Below are 10678 nucleotides of genomic sequence, written 5' to 3' on the forward strand. Positions count from 1 at the left end.
CCGTGGGCGTCCAGTCCATCCGGTCCGTCGTTGCCGCCTACAACCGTCCATTTTCGGTAGGAAGCGGGGACGCACGCCGCCTACCGGCTCTATCACCGGGCAGTACTTCTAGATTCTGGTGATGCCCTCAGTCTACGCGGAACACGCCACCCCGTAGTACCGGCACTGCCTGACTCGTGCCCACCTCAGCCGCAATCGCGACGTCCTCTGCGAATCCGTACGCCGTGAGCTCGCGTCCACCCGCGCTGTTCTGAAGCAGCTCGGGCAGCTCGTCGGCGACATCCCTGTACGCCGCTGCGGCCGCCCTCGCCTCTGGAGACAAGGGACCGATGCCGCTGTCGGCCAATGCGGCCAGGAACGCGCCGGCGCCCCACAGGTCTTCCACCGCGGGACGCAGCGAGCCGTCCTTCCATCTCTCACCGGCAGCAATGGCGACTACCGTCTGGTCGGCTGTTAGCTGGGTGGCTACGTAGCTCGCAGCAGCGGCCGCGTTGCGCAGCGAGACGGCCAGTACCGTCGATCCGCTCTCTTGGAGTTGCTGGGAGATGGTCGAGCCGTTGGGCGACGGCAGTACGAGCCGCTTGATGTTCTGTGCTCGCCGGATGGTCGCCGGCGACAGGCTGATGCCGTCGGCACCGGCTTGGCCTCTACCAACGGCCAGTGCCGCGTTGTGCTGCTTGGCGAAGTCTGCGGCCGACTCGTCCCGCCAGCGATAGGGCAGGACTTCGATGCCGTTGTCCACGGCGACTGTGACAGCTGTGGTGAACGACAGAACGTCCACCACAGCGACCAGGTCACCACGAACCTCGGCCGCGCCGACCGGACCCCAGTCGAAGCCGACGCGATATCCGTACTGCGAGTTGGGGCTGGTCACCGACGGATCATCGTCCGTCGGCACCAGCCGTCACAACTGCTTTCAGCTCAGGACGTCTGCGGCCGTGGGGGACGAGTCGCGCAGGAAGGTGGCGCAGCGCTCGGCCTCGTCCTTCTCGTCGATGACAGCGGCGGCCTTGCCGAGCACTGCCAGACAGCGGAGGAAGCCGCGGTTCGGCTCGTGCTCCCACGGAACCGGGCCGTGGCCCTTCCAGCCGTTGCGCCGGAGCGCGTCCAGGCCACGGTGGTAACCGGTCCGCGCGTAGGCGTACGCCTCGATGGTGCGGCCGTCCTCGAACGCGGCCTCGGCGAGCACCGACCAGGCGAGCGAGGAGGTCGGGTACTTGGCGGCGAGGTCCACCGCAGCGGCCCCGGCGGCGAGTTCCGCCGCGGCCGGGTCGACGGGGAGTAGTGTCTCGGGAGGACCTGAGAGCAGATTGTTCAATTCCATAGGCACATCTTCGCCGATGCCGCAGCCGTTCCGGCACGTGACCGTCTGGCGAAATCCGTTGACCGTTCACCGGACGGCCACGGATGCTTGAGACCCTGCGTCGAGACCGCCGTGGTTCCCAGCTACGGCCGGAAGGAGGCATCGGATGAGTGTCATCGTCCTGAACGCGTCATATGAGCCGCTGCACACCGTGTCGATCCAGCATGCCATCCGGATGCTGGTCCGCGAGGTCGCGGTGGTCGAAGAGGCGCACGGCGAGCGAACCATCGGCCCCTTCCCCGTCCCCCGGGTGCTCCGCCTGGTCCGGTATGTGGTCACCCACTGGCGCTACGCGGCCGGCCGGATGAAGTACAGCAAGCACGGCGTACTCCGGCGGGACAAGTTCCGCTGTGCCTACTGCGGCCTGGACAACGCCGACACCATGGATCATGTCCAACCCAGATCCAGGGGCGGCCGGACCGAATGGCTGAACGCGGTGGCCGCCCATGCCTCGTGCAACGAGCGCAAAGGCAACCGGACCCCGTCCGAGGCCAACATGCCGCTCCTCTGGCAACCTTGGGTACCGACCCGCGCCGAGCTCGTCATACAGACATGACGGGCTTTTTTCATGCCCTCTTTTCCACAGCTTTGAAGTAGTCGCCGCGATCGGCGGCGAACGCAGCATCTTCTAGGGTGTGAACCCACAACTCAGCGTGATGACCCTCATCCGCGGCGGGGTGTTCACCCGTGCCGATGCGCGTGCGTGTGGCTACCCCGACCCGGACATCGACTCCTACCTGGACACCGGCAACTGGCGCCGGATCCGCCGCGACACCTACGCGCCCTATCAAGAGCTCACCCTCGTGGACGAGCGGATGGTGCACCTCCGCCGGGTCTACCGACTCCTCCGGTACGGCGAGAGCGGGCTGGCCGCGAGCCACCAGTCCGCCGCGGCGCTGCATGCCCTGCCGACCTGGGGACTCGACCTCGGCCGGGTCCACGTCACTGCCCGGGACGGCCGGCCAGGACGCCATGCCGGCGGCGTCCACCGGCATGTCCGCGACCCGGTCGGACCAGGCGTCCTGACCTGGAACAAGTTGCGAATGGCCTCGCCCGCCCGAGCCGTCGCGGAGGTCGCCAGCGTCGCCGAACTCGCCCCGAGCGTCGCCCTGGCCGAGGCCGCCCTGTACTCCGGGTTGGCAACTCCGGCTGCGCTGAAGCGGGCGGTGAACCAGCTGCCCCAGGGTGCCGAGCGAGCGCACCGGGTGCTGTCGCTGGCCGGGACGGAGTCGGCCTCGGTCGCGGAGTCGCGGCTGCGGCTGATCCTGTCCGAAGCCGGCCTGCCGTCGCCTTCGTCCCATCCACCACCGGCCGACGAGCTCAGCTGGGACAGCTCTGCACTGTGGTTCCCCGACGAACGCACCGTAGTCGAGTTCGAGACCCGTTTTCCCTTCCCCTGCTGGCAATCCGACGACGACCCCGAAGAGGTGCCCGACCATGCGACCCCTGCCGACTCACCGGCCGACCTCTACGGTCCCGCCGACGACGGAACCCAGCCAGAGCCACTCGAATACTGCTGGATCTCCTGGCCCGACCTCGACAACCCCGCGGAGGTGGTGGACCGCATCCACACCACCTTCACCCGAGCCACCCGCCGAACCGGCATCCGCCCCTTCGACCCCACCCGCCGCCGTCACCCCCGAAGGCGCCTACCTCATCGATCCACCGCCACCCCCGAAGAAGACCTCCCTAGCTAGTACGTACTGCGTGGCGGAGGTTTCGTCTGCCGAGGACTGCGAGGAGTGGTTTGGCGAGGAGCCATTCACCGAAGCGGTAGTCCTCGCCGCGGACCAAGCGGGTGGCGAGGTCGGGGCGAAGTTGTTGGAGATAGACGCGCGCCTTTTCGGCATGCAGGGAGTGCGAGACCACCTTGATCCGCGCCGCGTCCTCGATCAGCGGGATCACATTCCGAACGTTCTCCCAGGTGCTGCGGCTGGTCGTTTCCAGCGTGAGTTCCCCTTCGTAGCCAAGCTCTTCCGTCGCATAGCTCGCCATCAACTCAGCCTCAGAAACCGGTCCGCCCAATGCACCCCCACACAACACCAACCGACTCGGCCCCAGTTCGGTCTGCTGAGACCGCAGCCCAGCCCGAACCCGCCACCGGTTCACCCCATTCGCCCGCCCACCACCATTCCGAAACCCCAACACCACAACAGCTTCCGGCCCCGCCTCATCCCCCGAGCCCAACCCCCGATGAGACGCTCGCCAGTGTTCGTATTCACCCCACAACAAAACCAACACCAGACCGGAGGAGAACAACCGTCGCAGAGACATCTCACAAACTTAAGCAGGAAGCGGTGTCACAGTCACCCTGATCACTTGCGCCCGCTAGCGGAAGGGGCCCTCAGCAACTATTGCTTGGACTTCGGCGTGGCGGATGGTGTCGGGGTCGAAGTCGGTGAGGCACCAGGTGGCGCCTGCGGTGGCGAAGGGAGCTGGGTCGGTGCCTGGGGGTACTGCGACCACGAAGTCGTACGGGGTGGTGAGGTCGGTGCGGAACTCGTTGACGCCTTCGACCGACTCGGCGACCTGGTCCGGGTGGGTGAGGTTGACCGGGAAGAACCCGTCGTAGCGGGCGGCGCGGCGACGCGGGCGGACCTTTCCCGGGTAGCCGGCGACCCAGATCGGGATCCCGGCGTCCTGCGCCGGCCTGGGCAGGAACTGGACATCGTCGACCGTGTAGTTCGGACCCTCGTGCCGGACAGGCTCACCCGACCACGCCGCCTGCAGGATGCCGAGCGATTCGTCCATCAACTCGGCCCGCTTGCGATCGTCGAGCTCCTCACCGAACTTGGTGAACTCCTGCCCGTGCCGATCGCTGCCCAGCCCGACTCCGAGAGTCAGCCGTCCACCACTCAGTACGTCGAGGGTCGCGGTCTGCCGGGCGAGCACCTGCGGCCGACGGCGAGCCAGCGGCGTCACCATCGGTCCGACGCGCAAGGTCTCCGAAGCCATCGCGGCGGCGGTGAGAGCGACCCACGGATCGGCGACCGCGCGAATCGGATGCTGCCAGCGCACGTGGTCCCAGACGAACAGCCCGTCCCACCCCGCTTCCTCGGCGCTCGCGGCCAGCCCGGCGACCACCCGGGCGTCGGCCAGTTCGTCGAACAAGGGAATCCAGAGAGCAGACTTGAGCGGTTTCATGGCCTCGACAGTAGAAAACGGGGCGGATCATGAAAAGCGATCATTTTCAATGACAATGATCGGCACATACGATGACCAACATGCTGGAACTGCGGTTGTTGCGCGCTTTGGAAGCCGTCGTCGACGAGGGCACGTTCGCCGGAGCTGCGGCTCGCCTCGACTACACGCAGTCCACGCTCAGCCAACAGATCGCCGCTCTCGAGAGCACGGTCGGCGGGCGCGTCTTCGATCGGCCGCGTGGGCCGCGTCGGGTCTCCCTCACCCCGCTCGGGCGGGTGGTGCTCCAGCAAGCCCGCGAACTCAACCGGCGTTCGGAGCAAGCCGATCAGGTCATCGAGCGGTTCCATGCGGGTGACGGCCGGATCGACATCGGCACCTTCCAGACGGTCACCAATGTCCTGTTGCCTGGGTTGGTCCGGCAGTTGCGCGAGGAGCACCCCGACTGCGACGTACGGCTGTTCGAGGACGAGACTCCGAAGCCACCGCTCGAAGGCCTGGATCTGGCGTTCTTCGATGCGGCCCCACCGCCCGGGGTGGACGGTCTGCTCGTCGTCGAGGACGACCACCTCCTGCTCGCGCCGCCCGGCCGGTTCCCCGAAGGTCCGGTCGAGCTCGCCGAGATCGACGGTCTGCCGATCGTCGCGCTGCCGCCCATCTGCGACCAGGGCAGAGTCGAGGAGTTCCTTGCCCAGCACGGAATCAGCCCTCGGGTCATCTTCCGGACGGCCGACAACCAAGGCGTCGTCTCTATGGTCCGGGCCGGCCTAGGTTGCGCAATCCTGCCGGCGCTCGCCATCGGCCAACCGCTCACGGCGACCGGCGCCGAGGTCAGCGGGCTCCAGCCGCAGCGGCGCCGCCGAGAACGCGGTCATGCAGCAGGCGACCGGCGTACCGGTTCTGCGGAGCCTGACGAACTGAGGCTCCATCCACTCCACCCACAGCTCCCCCGCCGCGAGATCCACCTCCTCTGGCAGGGCACCCTCTCCCCACTAGCCACCCGAGCAGTCACCCTCACCACCGAGATCGCCCGCACCCTCAAGTCCCCCTGGGTCCACCCCGCCTGAAGGCAAGAAAGCCCGCCACCAAACGGTGACGGGCTCTCTCGGGAGTGCGTGGGTCAGGAAAGGAGGGAGGTGCCGGTGGAGCGGAGGTTTTCGCAGGCCTCGGCCACGCGGTTGGCCATGCCCTGTTCGGCGGCCTTGCCCCAGGCGCGCGGGTCGTACGCCTTCTTGTTGCCGACCTCGCCGTCGATCTTCAGGACGCCGTCGTAGTTGGTGAACATGTGCGCGGCGACCGGCCGGGTGAACGCGTACTGCGTGTCGGTGTCCACGTTCATCTTGATCACACCGTGGTCGACCGCGGCCCGGATCTCTTCCAGGGTCGAGCCCGAACCGCCGTGGAAGACGAGGTCGAACGGACGCTCCTTGCCGACCTTGGCGCCGACCTGGTCCTGGATCTCCTTCAGGATCTCCGGCCGCAGCTTGACCGAGCCCGGCTTGTAGACGCCGTGCACGTTGCCGAAGGTCAGCGCGGTCAGGTAGCGGCCGTGCTCACCGGTGCCGAGCGCCTCGACCGTGGCCAGGCCGTCCTCGACGGTGGTGTACAGCTTCTCGTTGATCTCGTTGGCGACGCCGTCCTCCTCACCGCCGACGACGCCCACCTCGATCTCCAGCACGATCCTGGCCGCCGCGGCCTTGGCCAGCAGCTCCTTGGCGATCTCGAGGTTCTCGGTCAGCGGCACCGCGGAACCGTCCCACATGTGCGACTGGAACAGCGGGTTCTCGCCGCGGGCGACCCGCTCGGCGGAGATCTCCAGCAGCGGCCGGACGAAGCCGTCCAGCTTGTCCTTGGGGCAGTGGTCGGTGTGCAGCGCGATGTTCACGTTGTAGTTCTTCGCGACCTCGTGCGCGTACGCCGCCAGCGCGACCGAACCGGTGACCATGTCCTTGACGGTCGAGCCGGACAGGTACTCAGCGCCGCCGGTGGAGACCTGGACGATGCCGTCCGAGCCCGCCTCGGCGAATCCGCGGATGGCGGCGGTCAGCGTCTGCGACGAGCTGACGTTGATGGCCGGGTAGGCGAAGCTGTTCTGCTTGGCCTTGTCCAGCATCTCGGCGTAGACCTCAGGGGTGGCAATAGGCATGTCTCGCGGTACTCCTCACAGCAAAGTTCATGTGGGTTGAGCTCCAGTATCACCGTCGCGTACGTCGTCGTACGCGCCGGGCTCCTTGCCGGGCCGGCCAGGTAGCCGGGGAGCGAACAGCTGTCGAACAGACCAGTTGATGACAGGATCGGTCCAGTTGGTTACGCGGAGCCGGTCCGCGGACCACGCGGGGTCAGCGCCATGTGCAGGCGATAACGGTCCGCCCGGTAGGCCGACCAGGACAATTCGACGACCTTGCGGCCGGCGAAGGTGGTGCGCTCGAGGACCAGCAGGGGTGCCCGCCTGGCCACGCCGAGGACGCGGGCGACATGACCGTCGGCGTTGTCCGCCCGGACGGTCTGTTCGCCGGAGGTGACCACGACGTCGTACTCGCTCGCGAAGACGTCGTACAGGGTGCCGAGCTCGCGGCCGAGCAGGCCGGGGAAGAGCGCGGACGGGTAGTAGCCGATCTCGTAGGCCATCGGCGAGGCGTCCGCGGTGCGCAGCCGCTCGACCCGGATCACCTTGGTGCCCTTCGGCACCCGGAGTCCCTTGGCCGTCTCGTCGGAGGCCTCGATCTCGGTCGCCGACAGCACGACGGTGCCCGGCTCGAGCCCGCGGGCCCGCATCTCGCGGGAGAACGAGGTGAGGTGCAGCTGCGAGTCGACCTGCGGGCCGGTGACGAAGGTGCCCTTGCCGTGCACGCGTTCCAGCGCGCCGGACTCGACCAGGTCGCTGATCGCCTGCCGGACGGTGACCCGGGAGACGTTCAGCTTGTCCACCAGTGCGCGTTCGGACGGGATGGGATCACCCGGGTGCAGCTCGACGTCGATCAGCCGTTCGAGCACCGATCGGACCTGGGCCCGCTTGGTAGCCACCATCGAATCTCGATCCTCCAGACCTGGGCGGCCGCACGGGGGTGCCCCGGCAGGCCGCTCACTGCTATCGTGCGCATCATACCTGTTAAGACCAGATAGGACCAGTGATCGTTGTGGTGTCAACGCCCGACCCCGCCCCTGCAACCCAGATGGCGCGTGAGATCGCCGAACAGCCCGCGGCCCTCGCCGCGACGTTCGAGGCTCTGCTGCCACTGCGCCACGACGTGACCCGGCTGGCCGCGGGGCGCCGGCACGTGATCTTCGTGGCCCGGGGTTCGTCCGACAACGCGGGCGTCTACGGGCGCTACCTGACCGAGATCCACGCCGGCCGGCAGGCCTCGCTGGCCGCGCCGTCGGTGGCCACCCTGTACGGCGCCAACCTCGACCTCTCCAACTCGCTGGTCGTGGCGGTCAGCCAGTCCGGCGCGACCCAGGAGATCGTCGACACCGCCGAATGGGCCAAGCGCAACGGCGCCGCGATCGTCGGCATCACCAACCACGGCGACAGCCCGTTGGCCTCCGTGGCCGACGTCGCGCTGATCACCAAGGCCGGTCAGGAGCTCGCCGTACCGGCCACCAAGACCTACACCACGCAGCTGGCCGCGATCACCGTCGCCGTCGACGCGCTGGCGCAGAAGCCGGGCACCCTCGACGCCGACATCGCGCGGGTTCCGGACGCCGCCGCGAAGATGCTCGAAGGTTCGGTCGAGGCCGCCGCCGATCTGCTCGCGGGTGCGCACGACGTACTGTCCAGCGGCCGCGGCCTCACCTTCGGTACGACGCTGGAGGTCGCCCTGAAGCTCGAGGAGACCTGCTTGCAGCCGGTCCGCGGACTCTCGTACGCCGACCTCAAGCATGGCCCGATCGCTGTCGTCGACGCGGACCTGGTGACCATCCTGGTCGCCGCCGCCGACGGACCCGCGCTCCCCGGGATGACCGAGCTGGCCGCGATCGTCCGCGAGAAGGGCAGCAAGATCCTCGGCATCGGCGGCGACGCCACCTTCGCCTCCCGCTGCGACGTGAACCTCCCCGGCCCCGACCTCCCCGAGACCCTGGCCCCGCTGGCCCTGGTCATCCCCGCCCAACGCGCCATCGAAGCCCTCGCCCGCAAGCTAGGCCTCGACCCCGACGCCCCCCGAGGCCTCCGCAAGGTCACCCAAACCGACTGACAATCCCTGACGACAGGTCCCCGCTGCTCTGGCAGCGGGGACTTTCGCGTTTCACGCGTTCGCGTGGGACTTGTCGTAGGCCTGCTGGGCTTCGAGGATGCTGGGCATGGTGCCGGTGAGGTAGCCGATCAGGTCGAGGAGCTTGCCGGCTAGGACCTGGCCGGTGGGAGTGAGGCTGTATTCGACTTTCAGAGGGAAGGTCGACTGGACCTCCCGGTTCACCAGGCCGTCGCGTTCGAGCGCCTGCAGGGACTGGGCCAGCATCTTCTGGCTGACGCCTTCGACCCGTCGGCGGAGCTCGTTGAAGCGCATCGGGCCGTCCGCGAGCGCGCCGAGCGCGAGAGCGCCCCACCGCCCGGTCACGTCCTCCAGCACCGGCCGCGAGGGGCAGGCGACGCCGAAGACGTCGTACTCGACCTCGCTCTCCATGGCACCAGCTTACCTCCGCCGGAAACCAGTTACTTGAGGATTGTAGTATCTAGGAGTTAGCAGTATCTTCTAGTAACTACTGCAGTCCGAGCGAAGGATGCCCCGATGATCGACCGACGTTCCCTGATCCGAAACAGCAGCGCCGCCGGCTTCGGCGCCCTCGCCCTCGCCGCGGTGGCGGGCGGCACCGACCTTGCCTACGCCGCCCCGAGCACAGCCGAGCACCACGGGCAGCAGGCTGGTTTCCCGACGGGGCTCTCGCATGTTGAGCGGAAGCACTTGGAGATCTTTGACGAGTTGGACTTCGACGTCTTCAGTCACGCGAAGTGGGATCGCCTGGGCGAGAGCCATGCCCGCAACATCCGGGTGCACTGGCCCGACGGGCACTACACCGACGGCATCGACAAGCACATCGCCGACCTGGCCGCGCTGTTCGTCTGGGCGCCCGACACCCGGATCGTGCAGCACAAGTTCCGGCTCGCGAACGGCCAGCTGACCGCCGTCACCGGCGAGATGCTCGGCACCTTCACCAAGCCGATGCCGGACGGCAAGGGCGGCTGGATCCAGCCGACCGGCAAGTCCTACGTACTACCGATGGCAACCGTCGGCATCTGGAACAAGCGCAACACCATGGACGAGGAGTACCTGTTCTGGGATAACCAGACCTTCTTCGCCCAGATCGGCCTCGGCTGAGCACCAGCAAACCCGCAGCGCGACGCCGCGGTCAGATCCGGCCGCGGCGGCGCAACGCAGTACCGATGCTTTCCGCGCACTCCTGCAAAGGACCCAGTACGTCGGAACGCAAGGCAGCCTTTGAAGTTCGTGACGCGTGGGCCGAGACGTTCAGTGCAGCCACCGCGCGACCACGGGAATCTCTGATCGGTACTGCGATCGACCGCAAACCCAGCTCCAGCTCCTGATCCACCAGCGCATACCCGTCGACGCCTGCACGTTCGACTGCATCCCGCAGCCCATCAGCCGATGTCACCGTGTGATCGGTCAGAGCCTCCGCCTCTAGCGTCGAGAGGTACGCCTCCAACTCGTCAGCAGGCAGCCCTGCAAGCAACACCCGCCCCATCGAGGTTGCGTACGCCGGGAGGCGCGCCCCCACGCCCAGCGCGACCGTCATGATCCGGCTAGTCGGTACCCGGGCGACGTAGACGATGTCAGGCAGATCCAGAGTCGCTATCGAGCAGGACTCCCGGGTCTTCAGGCTCAGCTCCTCCATGAACGGTCCGGCGATGTCGCCGAGATCCAGCGAGGACAGGTAAGCCCAGCCCAGCGCCAGCACTCGCGGTGTGAGCGAAAACCGTCGCCCATCGCTCCGCACGTAGCCGAGCTCTTCAAGCGTCAGCAGAATCCGCCGCGCAGTAGCCGGCGTGATGCCCACCTCCCGGGCAACCTCGCTCAAAGTCAGCGATGGCGCTTCCGCGGAGAACGCGCGGATCACAGCCAGTCCACGCTCCAGGCCTTGCAAGAACGTGCCTGTAGACGCCTCACCAGGCATCAGCTAATCTCTTTTCGTTGAAAGAAAAACTTTTCGCTGAGCGAA

Annotated in this window: 13 protein-coding genes; 5 read left to right on the forward strand and 8 right to left on the reverse strand. The window is 67.4% G+C overall.

The genetic code is table 11. The annotated features are described in order from the left end of the window. Window positions 1-127 precede the first annotated feature (127 nt). Window positions 128-874, reverse strand: a complete 747-nt coding sequence (locus ABZ004_RS12315) for a 2-phosphosulfolactate phosphatase (RefSeq protein ID WP_355679882.1) — start codon at window positions 872-874, stop codon at window positions 128-130. A 42-nt stretch (window positions 875-916) separates the two neighbouring features. Further along, window positions 917-1324, reverse strand: a complete 408-nt coding sequence (locus ABZ004_RS12320; RefSeq protein ID WP_355679883.1) for a DUF3151 domain-containing protein — start codon at window positions 1322-1324, stop codon at window positions 917-919. 145 nt (window positions 1325-1469) lie between these two features. Between ABZ004_RS12320 and ABZ004_RS12325 the strand changes: the two genes are divergently transcribed. Both ABZ004_RS12325 and ABZ004_RS12330 read left to right on the forward strand, forming a co-directional pair. Then, on the forward strand, window positions 1470-1919 hold the full coding sequence (locus tag ABZ004_RS12325) for an HNH endonuclease (protein ID WP_355679884.1): 450 nt from the start codon (window positions 1470-1472) through the stop codon (window positions 1917-1919). 79 nt (window positions 1920-1998) lie between these two features. After that, window positions 1999-3060 (forward strand): type IV toxin-antitoxin system AbiEi family antitoxin domain-containing protein, encoded by a 1062-nt coding sequence (locus ABZ004_RS12330; RefSeq protein ID WP_355679885.1) that lies wholly within the window; start codon window positions 1999-2001, stop codon window positions 3058-3060. On the opposite strand, the gene ABZ004_RS12335 is transcribed toward ABZ004_RS12330, so the two are convergent. Further along, entirely contained in the window at window positions 3053-3637 is a 585-nt protein-coding gene (locus tag ABZ004_RS12335) for a YdcF family protein (RefSeq protein WP_355679886.1), read from the reverse strand. The two genes, ABZ004_RS12330 and ABZ004_RS12335, sit on opposite strands and share 8 nt — an antisense overlap. Before the next feature lie 54 nt (window positions 3638-3691). Further along, complete coding sequence (locus ABZ004_RS12340; protein ID WP_355679887.1) at window positions 3692-4507, reverse strand: LLM class flavin-dependent oxidoreductase; 816 nt, start codon at window positions 4505-4507, stop codon at window positions 3692-3694. A gap of 71 nt (window positions 4508-4578) precedes the next feature. On the opposite strand from ABZ004_RS12340, the gene ABZ004_RS12345 reads away from it, so the two are divergent. Beyond that, on the forward strand, window positions 4579-5571 hold the full coding sequence (locus ABZ004_RS12345) for a LysR family transcriptional regulator (RefSeq protein ID WP_355679888.1): 993 nt from the start codon (window positions 4579-4581) through the stop codon (window positions 5569-5571). 53 nt (window positions 5572-5624) lie between these two features. On the opposite strand, the gene fbaA is transcribed toward ABZ004_RS12345, so the two are convergent. Both fbaA and ABZ004_RS12355 read right to left on the reverse strand, forming a co-directional pair. After that, a complete protein-coding gene (gene fbaA / locus ABZ004_RS12350) occupies window positions 5625-6650 on the reverse strand; it encodes a class II fructose-bisphosphate aldolase (protein WP_355679889.1) in 1026 nt (341 codons plus the stop codon). 161 nt (window positions 6651-6811) lie between these two features. Further along, complete coding sequence (locus ABZ004_RS12355; RefSeq protein ID WP_112248548.1) at window positions 6812-7531, reverse strand: GntR family transcriptional regulator; 720 nt, start codon at window positions 7529-7531, stop codon at window positions 6812-6814. 146 nt (window positions 7532-7677) lie between these two features. Here ABZ004_RS12355 and ABZ004_RS12360 point away from each other — a divergent pair, with 146 nt between their 5' ends. After that, complete coding sequence (locus ABZ004_RS12360) at window positions 7678-8697, forward strand: SIS domain-containing protein (RefSeq protein WP_355679890.1); 1020 nt, start codon at window positions 7678-7680, stop codon at window positions 8695-8697. A gap of 51 nt (window positions 8698-8748) precedes the next feature. Here the strand turns inward: ABZ004_RS12360 and ABZ004_RS12365 are convergent, their stop codons facing one another. Continuing rightward, window positions 8749-9126 (reverse strand): helix-turn-helix domain-containing protein, encoded by a 378-nt coding sequence (locus tag ABZ004_RS12365; protein WP_355679891.1) that lies wholly within the window; start codon window positions 9124-9126, stop codon window positions 8749-8751. Between the two features lie 105 nt (window positions 9127-9231). On the opposite strand from ABZ004_RS12365, the gene ABZ004_RS12370 reads away from it, so the two are divergent. Next, entirely contained in the window at window positions 9232-9819 is a 588-nt protein-coding gene (locus tag ABZ004_RS12370; RefSeq protein ID WP_355679892.1) for a nuclear transport factor 2 family protein, read from the forward strand. A gap of 31 nt (window positions 9820-9850) precedes the next feature. Here the strand turns inward: ABZ004_RS12370 and ABZ004_RS12375 are convergent, their stop codons facing one another. Further along, window positions 9851-10633: an IclR family transcriptional regulator C-terminal domain-containing protein gene (locus tag ABZ004_RS12375; RefSeq protein ID WP_355679893.1), complete on the reverse strand. Its 783-nt coding sequence runs from the start codon at window positions 10631-10633 to the stop codon at window positions 9851-9853. Between the last annotated feature and the right edge of the window lie 45 nt (window positions 10634-10678).

This window comes from Kribbella sp. NPDC006257, assembly GCF_040613535.1.
GTDB lineage: Bacteria > Actinomycetota > Actinomycetes > Propionibacteriales > Kribbellaceae > Kribbella.

Excerpts from the sequence above, each read along its gene's own strand:
- ABZ004_RS12325 (WP_355679884.1), top strand. The coding sequence starts at position 1,470 with ATGAGTGTCATCGTCCTGAACGCGTCATATGAGCCGCTGCACACCGTG.
- ABZ004_RS12345 (WP_355679888.1), top strand. The coding sequence starts at position 4,579 with ATGACCAACATGCTGGAACTGCGGTTGTTGCGCGCTTTGGAAGCCGTC.
- fbaA (WP_355679889.1), bottom strand. The coding sequence starts at position 6,650 with ATGCCTATTGCCACCCCTGAGGTCTACGCCGAGATGCTGGACAAGGCC.
- ABZ004_RS12360 (WP_355679890.1), top strand. The coding sequence starts at position 7,678 with ATGGCGCGTGAGATCGCCGAACAGCCCGCGGCCCTCGCCGCGACGTTC.
- ABZ004_RS12340 (WP_355679887.1), bottom strand. The coding sequence starts at position 4,507 with ATGAAACCGCTCAAGTCTGCTCTCTGGATTCCCTTGTTCGACGAACTG.
- ABZ004_RS12365 (WP_355679891.1), bottom strand. The coding sequence starts at position 9,126 with ATGGAGAGCGAGGTCGAGTACGACGTCTTCGGCGTCGCCTGCCCCTCG.
- ABZ004_RS12335 (WP_355679886.1), bottom strand. The coding sequence starts at position 3,637 with ATGTCTCTGCGACGGTTGTTCTCCTCCGGTCTGGTGTTGGTTTTGTTG.
- ABZ004_RS12370 (WP_355679892.1), top strand. The coding sequence starts at position 9,232 with ATGATCGACCGACGTTCCCTGATCCGAAACAGCAGCGCCGCCGGCTTC.
- ABZ004_RS12320 (WP_355679883.1), bottom strand. The coding sequence starts at position 1,324 with ATGGAATTGAACAATCTGCTCTCAGGTCCTCCCGAGACACTACTCCCC.
- ABZ004_RS12375 (WP_355679893.1), bottom strand. The coding sequence starts at position 10,633 with ATGCCTGGTGAGGCGTCTACAGGCACGTTCTTGCAAGGCCTGGAGCGT.
- ABZ004_RS12355 (WP_112248548.1), bottom strand. The coding sequence starts at position 7,531 with ATGGTGGCTACCAAGCGGGCCCAGGTCCGATCGGTGCTCGAACGGCTG.